Annotated in this window: 14 protein-coding genes; 9 read left to right on the top strand and 5 right to left on the bottom strand. The window is 65.5% G+C overall.

Going from position 1 to position 17,119, the window contains the following annotated elements; all coding sequences use genetic code 11:
- Positions 1–26 precede the first annotated feature (26 nt).
- From DFO63_RS00705 to DFO63_RS00680, 6 genes are all read left to right on the top strand, one after another.
- On the top strand, positions 27–896 hold the full coding sequence (locus DFO63_RS00705; RefSeq protein WP_014037084.1) for a CheR family methyltransferase: 870 nt from the start codon (positions 27–29) through the stop codon (positions 894–896).
- On the top strand, positions 893–1,489 hold the full coding sequence (cheD, locus tag DFO63_RS00700) for a chemoreceptor glutamine deamidase CheD (RefSeq protein WP_014037083.1): 597 nt from the start codon (positions 893–895) through the stop codon (positions 1,487–1,489). Before DFO63_RS00705 ends, cheD begins: the two co-directional genes overlap by 4 nt.
- Entirely contained in the window at positions 1,486–2,559 is a 1,074-nt protein-coding gene (locus DFO63_RS00695; protein WP_119006210.1) for a chemotaxis response regulator protein-glutamate methylesterase, read from the top strand. Before cheD ends, DFO63_RS00695 begins: the two co-directional genes overlap by 4 nt.
- A gap of 317 nt (positions 2,560–2,876) precedes the next feature.
- The gene (locus tag DFO63_RS00690) at positions 2,877–3,680 is read left to right on the top strand and encodes an alpha/beta fold hydrolase (RefSeq protein ID WP_119006209.1); all 804 of its coding nucleotides are present in this window, start codon (positions 2,877–2,879) and stop codon (positions 3,678–3,680) included.
- 273 nt (positions 3,681–3,953) lie between these two features.
- On the top strand, positions 3,954–4,592 hold the full coding sequence (locus DFO63_RS00685; protein ID WP_119006208.1) for a hypothetical protein: 639 nt from the start codon (positions 3,954–3,956) through the stop codon (positions 4,590–4,592).
- Positions 4,589–6,076 carry an XVIPCD domain-containing protein gene (locus DFO63_RS00680; protein WP_119006207.1) on the top strand — a complete coding sequence of 496 codons (1,488 nt, stop codon included), beginning with the start codon at positions 4,589–4,591 and terminating at the stop codon, positions 6,074–6,076. The genes DFO63_RS00685 and DFO63_RS00680 overlap by 4 nt, the downstream gene beginning before the upstream one ends.
- A 92-nt stretch (positions 6,077–6,168) precedes the next feature.
- On the opposite strand, the gene acnB is transcribed toward DFO63_RS00680, so the two are convergent.
- From acnB to DFO63_RS00665, 3 genes are read right to left on the bottom strand one after another with little or no spacing between them, the layout of a single operon-like run.
- A complete protein-coding gene (gene acnB / locus DFO63_RS00675) occupies positions 6,169–8,760 on the bottom strand; it encodes a bifunctional aconitate hydratase 2/2-methylisocitrate dehydratase (protein WP_049424625.1) in 2,592 nt (863 codons plus the stop codon).
- A gap of 40 nt (positions 8,761–8,800) precedes the next feature.
- Positions 8,801–9,199, bottom strand: coding sequence for a type II toxin-antitoxin system VapC family toxin (locus tag DFO63_RS00670; RefSeq protein WP_008267153.1), 399 nt, complete (start codon positions 9,197–9,199; stop codon positions 8,801–8,803).
- Between the two features lie 6 nt (positions 9,200–9,205).
- Positions 9,206–9,430: an AbrB/MazE/SpoVT family DNA-binding domain-containing protein gene (locus DFO63_RS00665; RefSeq protein ID WP_005409505.1), complete on the bottom strand. Its 225-nt coding sequence runs from the start codon at positions 9,428–9,430 to the stop codon at positions 9,206–9,208.
- 302 nt (positions 9,431–9,732) lie between these two features.
- Between DFO63_RS00665 and acnA the strand changes: the two genes are divergently transcribed.
- The gene (gene acnA, locus DFO63_RS00660; RefSeq protein ID WP_049443469.1) at positions 9,733–12,486 is read left to right on the top strand and encodes an aconitate hydratase AcnA; all 2,754 of its coding nucleotides are present in this window, start codon (positions 9,733–9,735) and stop codon (positions 12,484–12,486) included.
- A gap of 127 nt (positions 12,487–12,613) precedes the next feature.
- Here the strand turns inward: acnA and DFO63_RS00655 are convergent, their stop codons facing one another.
- Complete coding sequence (locus tag DFO63_RS00655) at positions 12,614–13,057, bottom strand: hypothetical protein (RefSeq protein ID WP_119006206.1); 444 nt, start codon at positions 13,055–13,057, stop codon at positions 12,614–12,616.
- A gap of 191 nt (positions 13,058–13,248) precedes the next feature.
- The gene (locus DFO63_RS00650) at positions 13,249–14,799 is read right to left on the bottom strand and encodes a BCCT family transporter (protein ID WP_088025862.1); all 1,551 of its coding nucleotides are present in this window, start codon (positions 14,797–14,799) and stop codon (positions 13,249–13,251) included.
- Positions 14,800–14,969: 170 nt separating this feature from the next.
- On the opposite strand from DFO63_RS00650, the gene betI reads away from it, so the two are divergent.
- Together betI and betB are read left to right on the top strand one after the other, a co-directional pair.
- A complete protein-coding gene (gene betI / locus DFO63_RS00645; protein WP_014037076.1) occupies positions 14,970–15,560 on the top strand; it encodes a transcriptional regulator BetI in 591 nt (196 codons plus the stop codon).
- A 38-nt stretch (positions 15,561–15,598) separates the two neighbouring features.
- Entirely contained in the window at positions 15,599–17,071 is a 1,473-nt protein-coding gene (gene betB / locus DFO63_RS00640; protein ID WP_119006205.1) for a betaine-aldehyde dehydrogenase, read from the top strand.
- The last annotated feature ends 48 nt before the right edge of the window (positions 17,072–17,119 follow it).

The raw sequence follows: 17,119 nt of genomic DNA, 5'->3' as shown, positions 1-17,119 counted from the left end.
GGCGGCTGCGGCCGCCGCCTCTGCCGATGGACACGTCCCCCGTGCAAAGTCCTACTCCCATCGTTACCGGCCCGCGCGAATTCGAGTTCGCCGACCGTGATTTCCGCCGCGTCTGCGACCTGATCTACCAGCGCGTGGGCATCGCCCTCGCCCCGGCAAAGCGCGACATGGTCTATGGCCGCCTGTCGCGCCGCCTGCGCACGCTGGGCATGCGCAGCTTCCAGCAGTACCTGGACCATCTGGAGCAGGAAGACGGTGACGAGTGGCAGGCGTTCACCAACGCCCTGACCACCAACCTGACCTCGTTCTTCCGCGAACCGCACCACTTCGACAAGCTACGCGAGGAGCTGCAGCAGCGCTCCAGCCGCACGCCGTTGCTGCTGTGGTCGTGCGCGGCGTCCACCGGCGAAGAGCCCTACTCGATGGCGATCACCGCCTGCGAGGCCTTCGGCACGCTGAAGCCTCCGGTGCGCATCATCGCCACCGACGTCGATACCCAGGTGCTGGCCACCGCCGGCCGCGGTGTCTACAACATCGATCGCGTCACCAGCCTGGATCCGGACCTGCGCCGCCGCTACTTCCAGCGCGGCAGCGGCCCCAACGAGGGCCAGTGCCGCGTGTTGCCGGCGTTGCGCGAGTTGATCGAGTTCCGCCCGCTGAACCTGCTCGCCCCGCGCTACGACGTCGGCGGCCCGTTCGACGCGCTGTTCTGCCGCAACGTGATGATCTACTTCGACAAGCCGACCCAGCGCGCCATCCTCGGTCGCCTGGTGCAGCACCTGGCCGACGACGGCCTGCTCTACACCGGCCACTCGGAGAACTACCTGCACGCCGCCGACCTGATCCAGCCCTGCGGCCGCACCCTGTACCGCCGTGCGGCAAAGGCCGGCGCATGAATGCCTCGCTGCGTACCGACGATGTGATGCGCTACCAGGATGCGCGTTTCCAGACGATCGCCGCCAAGCTGCTGCCGACCCAGTACCTGGTGGTCGATGACACCACTGCGCTGACCACCACGCTGGGCTCCTGCGTGGCGGCCTGCCTGCGCGACCCGGTGCTGAAGATCGGCGGCATGAACCATTTCCTGCTGCCCGAGGGCAACGCCGGTGACGGCGCGCCTGCGCGCTATGGCAGCTATGCGATGGAACTGCTGATCAACGACATGCTCAAGCGCGGCGCACATCGCAAGCGCATCGAGGCCAAGGTGTTCGGTGGTGCCAACGTGCTGAAGGGCTTCACCAGCAATCCGGTCGGCACCCGCAACGCCGAATTCGTGCGCCAGTACCTGCAGGCCGAGCACATCCCGATCATTGCCGAGGACCTGTGCGGCATCCATCCGCGCAAGATCTGGTTCTTCGCCGATACCGGCCGCGTGGTGGTGCAGCGCCTGCCGCATGCCCATGAGGCCGAAGTGGCCGCGACCGAATCGGCGGTGCGTGCGCGCCTGTCCAAGGCCCCGGTCACCGGCGGCGTGGAGCTGTTCGAATGACCCTGACCGGCAACGCCCCCTGCCGGGTCCTGATCGTCGACGACTCCGCCGTCGTGCGCCAGATGCTCACCGAAATCCTGTCCAGCGATCCGTCCATCGACGTGGTCGGCACCGCCGCCGACCCGCTGCTGGCGCGCGAGAAGATCAAGCGTCTGGCCCCGGACGTGATCACCCTGGACGTGGAAATGCCGCGCATGGACGGGCTGGCGTTCCTGGAAAACCTGATGCGCCTGCACCCGCTGCCGGTGGTGATGATCTCCTCGCTGACCGAACGCGGCGCCGACACCACCCTGCAGGCGCTGGCGCTGGGCGCGGTGGACTTCGTGTCCAAGCCGAAGCTGGACGTGGCGCGCGGCCTGCAGGCCTACGCCGACGAGATCATCGCCAAGGTCAAGATGGCGGCGCGCTCGCGCGTCCGCCCGCTGGTGCGCGCCGCCGCACCGAAACTCCTGCTGGACGCCGCGCCTGCGATGCGCCCCGCTGCTCCGCAGTTCCGCACCACTGACCGCCTGATCGCGATCGGCTCGTCGGCCGGCGGCACCGAAGCGTTGCGCGTGGTGCTGGAAGGCATGCCGGCCGACGCGCCCGCCGTGGTGATGACCCAGCACCTGCCGGCCAGCTTCAGCAGTGCTTTCGCCGAGCGCCTGGACCGCCACTCGGCCATGGCCGTGCGCGAGGCCAGCGACGGCGAAGCTGTGCTGCCCGGCCACGCCTACCTGCCGCCAGGCGGCAAGCACCTGCGGATCATCCGCGACGGTGCGCGCTGGCGCTGCCGTGTCGATGATGGCCCGGCAGTGAACCGGCACAAGCCCGCGGTCGATGTGCTGTTCCGCTCGGTTGCGCAGAACGCCGGCGGTAATGCCATCGGCGCCATCCTCACCGGGATGGGCGATGACGGCGCACGCGGCCTGCTGGAAATGCGCCAGGCCGGCGCGCCGACACTGGTGCAGGACGAGGCCACCAGCGTGGTCTGGGGCATGCCGGGTGCAGCGTTCAAGCTCGGCGCCGCCGAAGAACAGGTGCCGCTGGAACGGATTGCCGAGCGGTTGCTGGCGCTGGCCCGCGCCTGATGGGGAGCTGTAGAGCCGAAGGCAACGGCAGGAGTCGTTGCCAACGTCGCTTGCGACGGCCCGAAGGGGGCCGGGCAAGGACGCCCGGCATAGCCCATGCTCGGCTCCGCATCGGCCAAACACACCGGCCAGACGTCGCATTCAGCTCGTTCGATCTGGCGGTACCGTCGGACACTGGCATTTCACTAGTGCTGCTTACGCACATGTGTGCCGCAATCACCTCGATTGCGCCGGCGGGCGGATCCTGGTCGATCCGCCACATTGGACGTGCTTTCCCTGCACCTGCAGCGTAAGGCTCCCTTCCACGGAGCCTCTCATTGCCTCTTCTCACCCATCACGATATCGGCACCGGCTTTCCCATCGTTCTTGGCGGCAGCTATCTCTGGGGCCGCGACATGTGGGCGCCACAGATCGAGGTGTTGTCGCGGCACTACCGCCTGATCCTTCCGGAGCTGCCCGGCCACGACAACGATCTGCCCCTGTCCGCCGCCTTCACCACACCGGCCTGCCTCGCACGCGAAGTCGGCCGTTTGCTGGATGCGCTGGACATCCGCCAGTACGCGGTGGCTGGCTTGTCGGTCGGCGGCATGTGGGCAGCGGAACTGGCGCTGCAGCGCCCCGAGCAGGTCCGCTCGCTGATCCTGATGGACACCTACCTCGGTGCGGAACCGGAGGCCTCACGGCAGCGCTACTTCGGCATGCTCGACAGGATCGAACAGCTGAGCTGCATCCCCGAAGCCATGGCCGAACAGATCGTGCCGCTGTTCTTCCGCCCAGGCATCGCCATCGACGATCCGATCCGGTTGCTGTTCCGGCAACGGCTGCTGTCCTGGCCTCGCGAGCGCCTGCTGAACGCGGTAGTTCCGCTGGGTCGCCTGATCTTCGGTCGCCCGGACCGGCTGGGCACCTTGATGGATCTGAACCGGGAAACAACGCTGATCCTGAGCGGCGAACAGGACCTGCCACGCCCCCTGAGCGAAGCGGAGCAGATGGCCAGGGTGATCGGTTGCCGCCTGCAATCGATACCCGGCGCGGGGCATATCTCGACCCTGGAGAATCCCACCTTCACCAGCGTGCAGCTGGATGCATGGTTGCGGCAGTCGCTGCACGTCGCCTGCTAGCAAGCGGCTGAACGCCGGGCGGCGTCCCACCGGACGCCACCGGCGCTGAACCTCGGCCTTGGAGCACAGCTGCACCGGGTCGTATAGTCAGACGTCGCAGAGCAATGGAACGCCGATGAACGATACGCCGCAACGCCCCGAGGCACCGGCATACAAGGATGAAGTGCCGGCGTGCCCCCAGCATGAAATGCGCAATCCGTCGCATTTGCCCCGAGGTGCCCTTCATGGTGTCGCCGCACCCCGCAAAACCTTGATCAGCGACGTGGACCGCTCATGCTGAAATCCGTCTCCTGCCTTGCTCATGTTGCGTTGATCGCATTGATCACACTGGCCATTCCAGGCTGCAACAAGGAACGCTCATATCCGGTCTACCGCGAGAATCCTGCGCCCAAGGATGCGCTGCCGATTGTGATTCGGGTCCACGATGCACCCGTGGATGTCCCCGTTCCTTCGGTCTTCGTCACGTATGAGATAGACCCACTCTGTCTCCCTCCGGTCAACAATTGGGAAGGGGTGCAGTACGAGCCGAATCAGCACAAGGTTGAGCTTCAGGCACAGCGCCTCAGTGCTACTGAATTCAGCAGTGTTGTATTCAACGACGGCATGGAAGTTGCCGACTATTACGGTCGGGGTCCGTGCACTTGGACACCTGCCCTCGTAGAAGCTTCGTTTTCCTTCATCACTGATGATCGCCCAATCCGCGCGTCCGTCGCAGCACTATTCACCGAGATTGAGGGCGGGAGAACCTTCACTGCCTACATAAAGCGGGCATTGCCGCCCTTGACCACAGGACAATCGCCGGAGCGGACTCCAACGGAGCCTTCAAGTTGGTACGAGAAGATGCCGCCAGAAAAGCGCAAGGAATACTTTCCAATCGAAGTCTCCACACGGATTGAAGGAGCATCGCAATGAATCCTAGAGAAAGCGCGACGCTCTCGGACAGTGTCTATAATGACCCGCTTCCGCCCGCCAATTCCGACATCACCATCGGCGGAACAAAGTACGAGGTCCTAGCCTGTCGTGACTCCGGGAGCGGATATCAGGGCATTGCCTACCTCAACATCAATACAAAGGAAGTCATCGTCGCCCACCGCGGCACCGAATTTGATCGTCAGCCCATGCTTGATGGCGGCATCGACGCCGCAATGGTCACCGCCAGAGTCAACGCGCAACTCGGCGACGCCCTCTCGCTCACAAAGCAAGCCATCAAATTAGCTGATGAAAGGGGATCCGGGTCTGTATATGTCACCGGCCACTCCCTCGGCGGCGCGCTCGCGCAGATCACCGCCCATCACTACAACCTCCCCGGCGACGCCTTCAATCCTTACGGTGCCGCGGGGCTGGCGTATCGCCTCCCTGAAGGCCAGCCGGCCAATGCGGCGCCCTTCACCAACCATGTGATGGCAGGCGACCTGGTCAGTGCGGGCGGCCCTCATTACGGCAAGGTCGAGATGTATGCGCTGCCCAGGGAACTGGAGGTTCTGCGCAACGCCGAGCAGGGCCAGCGCATCGCCTCGCTCGGAACGCTCGGGATGAAAAGCGGCCATGTCATGTCCGCCGCCGTCGCGGTCCAGTTGGGTGACTCTCATCGATTGGTTCATTTCCTTGATCGCATGACCGACAAGGGTCCCGTGCAGTCTGTACTGGACAATCCCCAGGCCCGGATCACGGATCCTGAAGACCTGCGCCGGATTGCCGATTACCGCAGTGATGTTCATCAGCTGCGCGCCGGAGCGACCGTGCTGGTCGGCGGCGGACCTGGCCTGCTGCGCGACGGGGTCAATTACCTGCGTGGTATTGAGGAGGCCGGTGCGTACGCCCGCCACGAAGCAGAAGCGGAGCAGCGGGCCCGCACTGCGCTCAAGCCTGGGAAGCACCTGATCCAGGATGCAACCGACCAGGGCTCGCCCTCTCTCGGCAATCCCGGCTTCTCTCCCAGGAACCCAGTGCAGGAGAGCATCGAATCCACCCTGGACAAGGCAGGCCTGGATCCCAGGAAGGAAGGCCACCCAGATCAACCTCTCTACCGGCAGATTCGCGACGGTGTATCCGCTGTGGATGCCAGGCACGGGCGCAGTTTCGATGAAACCAGCGAGCGGATGACGGCCAGCCTGCTTGCCGCGGCCAAGAGCAGCGGCCTGGAACGCGTCGATCATGTGGTCCTGGGCAACCCACCCAGCGATGGCACCGGCCCTCGCATGTTCGTTGTGCAGGGAGCGCTCGACAATCCGGCACACCTGCGGTCGTCGGTCGCGATCAGCGACGCCGTCAATACGCCCGTGGAGCAGTCGCTCGCGAAGGTTGAACAGATGTCGCAGGTACAGCAGGTTGCCCAGCAAGACCACGCCGTGGAGCAGACCCAGGAGCAGACCCGGACGGCGATGCGCATGGGCTAGGCCACCTGGCCCGGCGCACACAAAAAACCCCCGGCTTTCACCGGGGGTTCTTCGTTTCAACGGGCTACCGACCAGTGGCCGGCGTTACCGCATCAGGCAGCAACCGTCTTGGCCACGTCCTGGTATTCCTCGATCTGGTCGAAGTTCATGTAGCGGTAGATCTCCGCACCATTGGCGTTGATCACGCCGATGTCCGCCATGTACTCCTCCTTGGTCGGGATGCGGCCCAGGCGCGAGCAGATCGCGGCCAGTTCGGCCGAACCCAGGTACACGTTGGTGTTGCGGCCCAGGCGGTTCGGGAAGTTGCGGGTCGAGGTCGACATCGCGGTGGAGCCTTCGCGGATCTGCGCCTGGTTGCCCATGCACAGCGAGCAGCCCGGCATTTCCATGCGGGCGCCGGTGGCGCCGAAGGTGCCGTACACGCCTTCCTTGGTCAGCTCCGAGGCGTCCATCTTGGTCGGCGGGGCCACCCACAGACGGGTCGGCAGGTCACGCTTGCCTTCCAGCAGCTTGGCAGCCGCACGGAAGTGACCGATGTTGGTCATGCACGAACCGATGAACACTTCGTCGATCTTGGCGCCGGCGACTTCGGACAGGGTCTTCACGTCGTCCGGGTCGTTCGGGCAGGCCACGATCGGTTCGTGGATATCGGCCAGGTCGATCTCGATGACAGCCGCGTACTCGGCGTCGGCATCCGGCTCCAGCAGCTCCGGGTTGGCCAGCCACGCTTCCATCTTCTCGATACGGCGCTGCAGCGAGCGCGGATCCTGGTAACCCTCGGCAATCATCCACTTCAGCAGAGTGATGTTGCTGTTGAGGTACTCGATGATCGGCTCCTTGTTCAGGCGCACCGAGCAGCCGGCCGCCGAACGCTCGGCCGAGGCGTCGGACAGTTCGAACGCCTGTTCGACCTTCAGTTCCGGCAGGCCTTCGATTTCCAGGATGCGACCGGAGAAGATGTTCTTCTTGCCAGCCTTGGCCACGGTCAGCAGGCCCGACTTGATCGCGTACAGCGGGATCGCGTTGACCAGGTCACGCAGGGTCACGCCCGGCTGCATCTTGCCCTTGAAGCGCACCAGCACCGACTCAGGCATGTCCAGCGGCATGACGCCGGTGGCAGCAGCGAAGGCGACCAGGCCCGAACCGGCCGGGAACGAAATGCCCACCGGGAAACGGGTGTGCGAGTCACCACCGGTACCGACGGTGTCTGGCAGCAGCATGCGGTTGAGCCAGCTGTGGATCACGCCGTCGCCCGGGCGCAGCGAGACGCCGCCACGGGTGGAGATGAACTCCGGCAGGGTGTGGTGGGTCTTCACGTCCACCGGCTTCGGGTAGGCGGCGGTGTGGCAGAACGACTGCATCACCAGGTCGGCCGAGAAGCCCAGGCAGGCCAGGTCCTTCAGCTCGTCACGGGTCATCGGGCCGGTGGTGTCCTGCGAGCCGACCGAGGTCATCTTCGGTTCGCAGTAGGTGCCCGGGCGCATGCCCTGGCCTTCCGGCAGGCCACAGGCGCGGCCAACCATCTTCTGCGCCAGCGAGAAGCCCTTGCCGGTATCGACCGGCTGCACCGGCAGGCGGAACAGATCGGTCGGAGCCAGGCCCAGCGCTTCGCGCGCCTTGCCGGTCAGGCCACGGCCGATGATCAGCGGAATGCGGCCACCGGCGCGCACTTCGTCGAACAGCACTTCGGACTTGACCTGGAACTCGGCGATCACTTCACCGTTCTTCAGCGCCTTGCCTTCGTACGGACGCAGCTCGACCACATCGCCGTGCTCCATCTTCGACACGTCCAGCTCGATCGGCAGTGCGCCGGCATCTTCCATGGTGTTGTAGAAGATCGGGGCGATCTTCGAACCCAGGCAGACGCCACCGGCGCGCTTGTTCGGGATGAACGGAATGTCATCGCCGGTCCACCACAGCACGCTGTTGGTGGCCGACTTGCGCGAGGAACCGGTGCCGACCACATCGCCGACGTAGGCCACCAGGTGACCCTTGTCCTTCAGCGAGAGGATCTGCTGGATCGGGCCGCGCTTGCCGTCTTCTTCCGGGGTGAACGGCGCGTCGTCGCGCTTGTTCTTCAGCATCGCCAGGGCGTGCATCGGGATGTCCGGGCGGGTGGTCGCGTCCGGTGCCGGCGACAGGTCGTCGGTGTTGGTCTCGCCCGGCACCTTGAACACGGTGACGGTCAGGCTCTGCGGCACTTCCGGGTTGCTGGTGAACCACTCGGCGTCGGCCCAGCTCTGCAGCACGGCCTGGGCGTTGGCGTTGCCCGCCTTGGCCTTTTCCTGCACGTCATGGAACGCATCGAACACCAGCAGGGTCTTCTTCAGACCGTTGGCGGCGATGGTGCCGACGCTGGCGTCGTCCAGCAGCTGCACCAGCGGAGCGACGTTGTAGCCGCCGAGCATGGTGCCCAGCAGTTCGGTGGCGCGCTCACGGCTGATCAGCGGGTTCTGCTCGCTGCCCAGGGCGATCGCCGCCAGGTACGAGGCCTTGACCTTGGCTGCGTCATCGACGCCGGCCGGCACGCGGTGGGTCAGCAGGTCGAGCAGGAACTCGGCCTCGCCCTGCGGCGGGTTCTTCAGCAGCTCGATGACATCGGCCGTCTGCTGCGCGCTCAGCGGCAGCGGCGGGATGCCAAGCGCAGCGCGCTCGGCGACGTGGTGGCGGTAGGCTTCCAACATGACAACTCCCGGGTAATGCGTAGGTTGAAAAAAAGTGGGCTCAGGCTTGCGGCACGATCAGCTTCAGGCCCTTGAAGTAGTCGCGGTAAAACGTGTCGTTCCAGGTGATCAGGCCGTCGCACTGCAACAGTGCGTGGGCGCCGACCATGAATTCGTCCAGGCTGCGGCGACTGCCGCTGCGCTGGCGGTGGCGGCGGTGCATCTCGCCGGCGCGCAGCGCCGACTTGGCTTCCATCGGGTTGAAGTGCACGCCCATTTCTTCCAGCGCTTCGAGCACCTCGGCGCCGCCGCGCAGCGATGCGCAGACCTCGGCCAGGGTCGCGCCGCAGACCACTACGCGGCCACCGACCAGGCTCTGCCGGAGGATGGCTTCCACGGCATCGGCCTGCGGACCATTGCTGAGCAGCTCGACCAGCACCGGTGAATCGACGGCGATCATCACGGCTTATTCCTCGTCACGCACCGCGCGTACGGCCGCGTCGGACGATTCGAAGCCGTCCAGCGCGAACTTGCCGCGCGCCCGTGAAATGGCATCGTCAACACTCTTGCGCAGGATGATGCGGCTGCCGTCCAGCTCGACCTTCAGCAGCGTGCCCTTGGTCAGGCCGAGGGCATCACGCACCGCTTTGGGCAGGGTGATCTGTCCGCGTTCTGCAACAGTGGCTTCCATCAGTAGGCCCTCCAGAGTATGCACAAATTATACATACTTTCCCGGGCATACTTCCACCCTGAACAGGACCGGCAACCCGCCAGCCCTTGCCTCGCAAAGGATCGGCCACAAACGTGACATACGCCATACACCTTCCCCTGTAGTCTGGAACCGATGCCGCAGGCCGGAACCCGGCCCGGATGAATCCATTCAGTCTGGGGTTCATACTGGGACCACCGGGGCCGCCAGGCCCGCGGCGACCGCAAGCAGGCCCGCCCATGCGCGAGCCACTGCAAGCCATCCGCAAGAAGGAGTTACCCCGCATGAGCGATTCGTTCTCCACCCGCAGCCAGCTGAACGTCGGCGGCAAGACCTACGACTACTTCAGCCTGCCCACGCTGGGCCAGCGCTTCGATATCTCCCACCTGCCCTACTCGATGAAGATCCTGCTGGAGAACCTGCTCCGGCACGAGGATGGCGGCGTCACCGTCGGCAAGGACCACATCGAAGCCGTGGCCCGCTGGAACCCGGCGGCCGAGCCGGACACCGAGATCGCCTTCATGCCGGCGCGCGTGGTCCTGCAGGACTTCACCGGCGTGCCCTGCGTGGTCGACCTGGCCGCGATGCGCGACGCCGTGGTCAAGCTCGGCGGTTCGCCGGAGCAGATCAATCCGCAGATTCCCTCCGAACTGGTCATCGACCACTCGGTGCAGGTCGATGTGTTCGGCAAGCCGGACGCGCTGGACCTCAACGGCAAGATCGAATTCCAGCGCAACCAGGAACGCTACGGCTTCCTGCGCTGGGGCCAGAAGGCCTTCGACAACTTCAAGGTGGTGCCGCCGAACACCGGCATCGTCCACCAGGTGAACCTGGAGAACCTGGCCCGCGTGGTGATGACCGCGGACAAGGACGGCAAGGCCGTTGCTTACCCCGATACCGTGTTCGGTACCGACAGCCACACCACCATGATCAACGGCATCGGCGTGCTCGGCTGGGGCGTGGGTGGCATCGAAGCGGAGGCGGCCATGCTCGGCCAGCCGTCCTCGATGCTGATCCCGCAGGTGGTGGGCTTCAAGCTGACCGGCAAGCTGCCCGAGGGTGCCACCGCCACCGACCTGGTGCTGACCGTCACCCAGATGCTGCGCAAGCTGGGCGTGGTCGGCAAGTTCGTCGAGTTCTACGGTGACGGCCTGCAGCACCTGCCGCTGGCCGACCGTGCCACCATCGGCAACATGGCCCCGGAATACGGCGCCACCTGCGGCATCTTCCCGATCGACGCCGAGTCGCTGAACTACCTGCGCCTGTCCGGCCGCAGCGAAGAGCAGATCGACCTGGTCGAAGCCTATGCCAAGGCACAGGGCCTGTGGCACGAACCGGGCAGCCCGCATGCCCAGTACAGCACCACGCTGGAACTGGACATGGGCACAGTGAAGCCCTCGCTGGCCGGCCCGAAGCGCCCGCAGGACCGCGTGCTGCTGGAAGACGTGCAGAAGAACTACCGCGAAGCGCTGGTCGGCATGACCGCCAACCGTGACAAGCGCAGCGAGGATGTGTCCTCGTTCGTCAATGAAGGCGGTGGCGCCGCAGTCGGCAACGAGCAGCTGGCCAAGGGCTTCGCCGACATCGAGATCGAGAATCGCAAGGTGCGGCTGAAGGATGGCGCGGTGGTCATCGCCGCCATCACCTCGTGCACCAACACCTCCAACCCGGCGGTGATGATCGGCGCCGGCCTGCTGGCCCGCAACGCGGCCGCCAAGGGCCTGAACCGCCAGCCGTGGGTGAAGACCTCGCTCGGGCCGGGCTCGCGCGTGGTCACCGACTACCTGGAAAAGGCCGGCGTGCTGAAGGAGCTGGAGAAGATCGGCTTCTACGTGGTCGGCTACGGCTGCACCACCTGCATCGGCAACTCCGGCCCGCTGCCGACCGAAGTCAGTGCCGGCATCGCCACCGGCGACCTGGTGGTCACCTCGGTGCTGTCGGGCAACCGCAACTTCGAGGGCCGCGTGCACCCCGAAGTGAAGATGAACTACCTGGCCAGCCCGCCGCTGGTGGTGGCCTATGCCATCGCCGGCACCACCGACATCGACCTGACCACCCAGCCGCTGGGCACCGGCAGCGATGGCCAGCCGGTGTTCCTGCGCGACATCTGGCCGAGCAACAAGGAAATCGGCGATGTCATCGCCGCCACCATCGGCCCGGAGATGTTCAAGCAGAACTACGCCGACGTGTTCAAGGGTGACACCCGCTGGAACACCATCGCCTCGCCGGACGGCAACCTGTACGAATGGAGCGATGCCTCCACGTACATCAAGAACCCGCCGTACTTCGATGGCATGACCATGCAGACCGGCAGCATCGACGACGTGCACGGCGCGCGCGTGATGGGCCTGTTCGGCGATTCGATCACCACCGACCACATCTCCCCGGCCGGCAACATCAAGAAGGACTCGCCGGCAGGCCGCTTCCTGCAGGAACGCGGCGTGCAGCCGGCCGACTTCAACAGCTACGGCAGCCGCCGCGGCAACGATGACGTGATGGTCCGCGGCACCTTCGCCAACATCCGCATCAAGAACCTGATGTTCGGTGGCGAGGAAGGCGGCAACACCCTGTACTACCCCGCCGGTGGTGGCCAGCCGGAGAAACTGGCGATCTACGATGCGGCCATGAAGTACAAGGCCGACAAGGTGCCGCTGGTGGTGCTGGCCGGCAAGGAATACGGCACTGGCTCGTCGCGTGACTGGGCGGCCAAGGGCACCCTGCTGCTGGGGGTGAAGGCCGTCATCGCCGAAAGCTTCGAGCGCATCCACCGCTCCAACCTGGTTGGCATGGGCGTGCTGCCGCTGCAGTTCCGCAACGGCGAGAACGCGCAGAGCCTGGGCCTGGACGGCTCGGAAACGATCGACATCACCGGCCTGCAGGACGGTGCCAGCAAGCGTGCCACGGTCACCGCGACCAAGGCCGATGGCACGAAGAAGACCTTCGAGGTGTCGGTGATGCTGCTGACCCCGAAGGAAGTCGAGTACTTCCGCCACGGCGGCCTGCTGCAGTACGTGCTGCGCCAGCTGGCCAGCAAGTAACGCCGCACTCTCGGTAGAGTCGACTGCGGGTCGACTACCTAACAAAAGGGGCCGGATCCTCGCGGATCCGGCCCTTTTCGTCTGCACACTGTCCCGCTCGCATCAGGTCACACGTCGACCCTCCCGATCATGGCCGCACGCCAAACAGATGCCGCGACGTTTTCACTGCGGGGCCACTGGTATCCAACGACCATAGGCCTTCCTCCCACTCAAGATGCCCATCCGGCGCATCCTCGTTGAACACTGTCACCGACATCTCGCCGGCCGGATGCGGCGTGTCCTCGATGCGATAGCACACCGCACCGGCGTTTCCCTGGTAGACGTTTGAGAGGAAGCCCGGCGGGCAGCGCACATCCAGCACCCGGTAGCCGCTGCTCTCCTCGCTGGCATAGACGTTGGTGTGAATTGAATAGGTCACCAGCCCACCAGGATGCGGTGCCAGCTGCAGATTCAGTTCTGCAGTTTCACCCAGCGCGATCACTGGAAAGTTCGATTGCACCATCGCGTTCGGCACCGCATGGGCACTCATCGAAAGCGAGACCATCAACGCACAGCTCAGGATTCGGACCATGGCTCAACTCCGCAAAAGGAACGTTGAACGATGATTGCCGCGAACGACCCTGCATGTCTTTCAGAGCGCTACGAAATTGAGTAGGGCCGGATCCCTCGCGGATCCGGCCCTTTCGGTTTCTTCGCAGCCAGGCATGGCCTGGCTCTACTGCATCTCCGGCGACATCGGGATAATAGATGCCGGGTGCCCGATCACCGCCGCGGTGCGTCCGGGTCGGTGCGCAGCGCCTTCAGCAGGCCCCACATGTAGAACGCCAGGGTGAACGAGAACGGCAGGCCGCACAGCACCACCGCCGTCTGCATCGCACTGAAGTTGCCGGCCAGCAGCAGGCCGACGCTGGCCACGGTGATGCCAGCTGCCCAGAACACGCGCAGCCAGATCGGCGCGTCATGGCCGTCCTCCACGCCATCATCAACGCGACGGGTGCACAGGTTGGCGATCATCAGCGTGCCCGAGTCGACCGGGGTCAGGAACAGCACGAAGCCGATCACCACTGCAGCGCCGGCCACGTACGGCGCGGCGGGCAGGTACTCCAGCAGCTTGAACAGCGTCATCGCCGCATCGTGCTGGGCCACGTCACCCAGGATCGCCTGGCCGTGATTGAGCACCAGGTCGATGGCGGTGTTGCCGAAGATCGACAGCCACGCCAGGGTGAAGCCGAGCGGGATCAGCAGCACGCCCATGATCACTTCGCGGATGGTGCGGCCACGCGAGATGCGCGCCACGAAAAGACCGACGAACGGCGCCCAGGCGATCCACCAGGCCCAGTAGAACAGCGTCCACGAGCCCATCCATTCACGGCCCTTCGGGTCGTTGAGGTACATGTCGAAGCTCTTGCGCACGAACGCGCCGAGGTAATCGCCGGTGTTCTGGATCAGGCCGTCGAACAGGTGCAGCGTCGGGCCGGTGATCAGCACGAACAGCAGCAGGCCACACAGCAGACGCACATTGAGGTTGGACAGCCAGGCAATACCCTTTTCCACACCGGCGACCACGCCGATGGTGGCCACCACCATCATCACCAGCACGATCGCCACCAGCACCTGCGGCGTATCCGGGATGTGGAACAGGTAGACCAGGCCGGACTGCACCACCAGCGCACCGATGCCGAGGTTGGTCACCATCGAGATCAGCGTGGCCAGGATGCCGAAGCCATCCACCATGTCGCCGATGCGGCCGTGGATGCGCTCACCGAAGATCGGGTACAGCGCCGAGCGCAGCGCCAGCGGCAGGTCGCGGCGGTAGGCGAAATAGCCCAGTGCCACGCCGACCAGCGCATACAGCGCCCAGCCGTGCAGGCCCCAGTGCAGGAAGGTCAGCACCATGGCTTCGCGGCCGGCGGCCACGGTCCCGCCGGGTTGCCCGGGCGGATGCAGGAAGTGGTCCAGCGGCTCGTAGGCGCCGTAGTACAGCAGCGCGATGCCGATGCCGGCCGAGAACAGCATCGAGACCCAGGCGACGTAGCCGAAGGCCGGTGATTCCTCATTGTGGCCCAGGCGGATGCGGCCATAGGGCGAGAACGCCAGCCACAGCACGAAGCCCAGGCACAGCACGATCAGCAGCATGTACCACCAGCCGAACGCAGCCGACACCTCGGCCTGCGCCCATTGCAGCCAGTGCTCGCTGCCTTCGGGATAGAGAACGGTGAGCAGCCCGAGGATGCCGATCGACACCGAGGAGCTGAAGAAGACAAAACGGTTCAAGCGCAGGGGCGAACGCTTGGGATGAGCCAGGGAAGACATGGGGTCGTCTCATCAAGTCCGAGGGAGCACATGGGCGGGGCCGGACCGGTAAACCGGGCCCATGGCGTGGGGCGCGAGCGCATCCTAGGGTTTATTGATTGAACGTTCAATCAATAAAAAGCATAATGGCGGGCAGCCCGATCCTTCGGGTCGCAATCCGTGGAGAGACAATGCCGAAGAAAGGCGTGGAACCGGTACGGCGCGAACAGCTGATCCGGGCCACTTTCCAGACCATCGACGAGATCGGCATGGCCGATGCGACCGTCGCCACCATCGCGAAGAAGGCAGGGCTGTCCAGCGGGATCGTCGCCCACTACTTCGGCGACAAGGACGGCCTGCTCAATGCTGCAATGCGGCAGATCCTGCGCGAGTTGAAGGACGCCGTCGCCCGCTACCGCGCCGAGGTCGGCGACGACCCGCGCGACCAATTGCGCGCCATCGTCGATGGCAACTTCGACGACAGCCAGATCAACGGCACCGCGATGCGCGTCTGGCTCACCTTCTGGGCCGCGAGCATGCACCAGCCGGAACTGGCCCGCCTGCAGCGTGCCAACGACCAGCGCCTGTTCTCCAACCTGTGCCACCAGTTCAACCGCCTGCTGCCCCACCCGCAGGCCCGCCTGGCCGCCCGTGGCCTGGCCGCGATGATCGACGGCCTATGGCTGCGCGGCAGCCTGGTCGGCGGCCAGTTCAACGCCGAGAAGTCCCGGCGCATCGCTTACGGCTACATCGACTTCCAGTTGCAGGCTGTCGCGCTATAAGCGCTTCAGCACCCGCCCCCTTCCAAGGAGTACGCCCCATGACCACCCTGCCCGTCCAACAGCTCTACATCCACGGCCAGCGGGTCGATGCCACCAGCGGCAAGACCTTCAAATCCGTCAACCCGGCCACCGGTGAAGTGATCGCTGAAGTGCAGGTCGCCAGCCAGGCGGACGTCGAACGCGCCGTGCAGAGCGCGGCCGAAGGCCAGAAGGTGTGGGCGGCGATGACCGCCATGGAACGTTCGCGCATCCTGCGCCGCGCCGTCGAGATCCTGCGCGAGCGCAACGACGAACTGGCGCACCTGGAAACCCTGGACACCGGCAAGGCGCTGGCCGAAACCACCACCGTGGACATCGTCACCGGTGCCGACGTGGTCGAGTACTACGCCGGCCTGGCCACCGCCATCGAAGGCATCCAGCTGCCGCTGCGCGAATCGAGCTTCTTCTACACCCGCCGCGAGCCGCTGGGCGTGGTCGCCGGCATCGGCGCCTGGAACTACCCGATCCAGATCGCCATGTGGAAGTCGGCCCCGGCCCTGGCCGCCGGCAACGCGATGGTGTTCAAGCCGTCCGAAGTGACCCCGCTGACCGCGATCCGGCTGGCCGAGATCTACACCGAAGCCGGTGTGCCGGCCGGCGTGTTCAACGTCGTGCAGGGCCCGGGCCGCGAGATCGGCCAGTGGCTGACCGAGCACCCGGTGATCGAGAAGATCTCCTTCACCGGCGGCGTCGCCACCGGCAAGAAGGTGATGGCCAGCGCCGCGTCCTCGTCGCTGAAGGAAGTGACCATGGAGCTGGGCGGCAAGTCGCCGCTGGTGATCTGTGATGACGCCGACCTCGACCGCGCCGCCGACATCGCGGTGATGGCCAACTTCTTCAGCTCCGGCCAGGTCTGCACCAACGGCACCCGCGTGTTCGTGCCGCGCAGCATGCTGGCCGCGTTCGAAGCCGCCGTTGTCGAGCGCGTCAAGCGCATCCGCATCGGCGACCCGATGGCCGCCGAGACCAACTTCGGCCCGCTGACCAGCTTCCCGCACATGGAAAACGTGCTGCGCTACATCGAAAGCGGCAAGGCCGAAGGCGCCCGCCTGCTGACCGGCGGCGGCCGTGCCACCGAAGGCGCGATGGCCAACGGCGCCTACGTGCTGCCGACCGTGTTCTCCGACTGCCGCGATGACATGACCATCGTCAAGGAAGAGATCTTCGGGCCGGTGATGAGCATCCTCGCCTACGACGACGAAGACGAAGTGGTGCGTCGTGCCAACGACACCACCTTCGGCCTCGCCGCCGGTGTGGTCAGCAAGGACGTCAGCCGCGCCCACCGCATCATCCACCGCCTGGAAGCCGGCATCTGCTGGATCAACACCTGGGGCGAATCACCGGCCGAAATGCCGGTCGGCGGCTACAAGGAATCCGGCGTCGGCCGCGAGAACGGCATCTCCACCCTCGGCCACTACACCCGCATCAAGTCGGTGCAGGTCGAGCTGGGCGACTACGCCAGCGTGTTCTGACCGGCGCGCCGCGAGCACGCCCCATCGTCCGGCCACCGCGCCGATCCG

This window comes from Stenotrophomonas sp. AG209, from assembly GCF_003550055.1.
Classification (GTDB): Bacteria; Pseudomonadota; Gammaproteobacteria; order Xanthomonadales; family Xanthomonadaceae; genus Stenotrophomonas.
The sequence above is the reverse complement of the archived record's forward strand: the minus strand, read 5'-3'. Positions and strand labels throughout refer to the sequence as shown.

Excerpts from the sequence above, each read along its gene's own strand:
- cheD (WP_014037083.1), top strand. The coding sequence starts at position 893 with ATGAATGCCTCGCTGCGTACCGACGATGTGATGCGCTACCAGGATGCG.
- acnB (WP_049424625.1), bottom strand. The coding sequence starts at position 8,760 with ATGTTGGAAGCCTACCGCCACCACGTCGCCGAGCGCGCTGCGCTTGGC.
- DFO63_RS00665 (WP_005409505.1), bottom strand. The coding sequence starts at position 9,430 with ATGGAAGCCACTGTTGCAGAACGCGGACAGATCACCCTGCCCAAAGCG.
- DFO63_RS00655 (WP_119006206.1), bottom strand. The coding sequence starts at position 13,057 with ATGGTCCGAATCCTGAGCTGTGCGTTGATGGTCTCGCTTTCGATGAGT.
- DFO63_RS00705 (WP_014037084.1), top strand. The coding sequence starts at position 27 with ATGGACACGTCCCCCGTGCAAAGTCCTACTCCCATCGTTACCGGCCCG.
- DFO63_RS00650 (WP_088025862.1), bottom strand. The coding sequence starts at position 14,799 with ATGTCTTCCCTGGCTCATCCCAAGCGTTCGCCCCTGCGCTTGAACCGT.
- DFO63_RS00670 (WP_008267153.1), bottom strand. The coding sequence starts at position 9,199 with ATGATCGCCGTCGATTCACCGGTGCTGGTCGAGCTGCTCAGCAATGGT.
- DFO63_RS00685 (WP_119006208.1), top strand. The coding sequence starts at position 3,954 with ATGCTGAAATCCGTCTCCTGCCTTGCTCATGTTGCGTTGATCGCATTG.
- betB (WP_119006205.1), top strand. The coding sequence starts at position 15,599 with ATGACCACCCTGCCCGTCCAACAGCTCTACATCCACGGCCAGCGGGTC.
- DFO63_RS00680 (WP_119006207.1), top strand. The coding sequence starts at position 4,589 with ATGAATCCTAGAGAAAGCGCGACGCTCTCGGACAGTGTCTATAATGAC.
- DFO63_RS00695 (WP_119006210.1), top strand. The coding sequence starts at position 1,486 with ATGACCCTGACCGGCAACGCCCCCTGCCGGGTCCTGATCGTCGACGAC.
- acnA (WP_049443469.1), top strand. The coding sequence starts at position 9,733 with ATGAGCGATTCGTTCTCCACCCGCAGCCAGCTGAACGTCGGCGGCAAG.
- betI (WP_014037076.1), top strand. The coding sequence starts at position 14,970 with ATGCCGAAGAAAGGCGTGGAACCGGTACGGCGCGAACAGCTGATCCGG.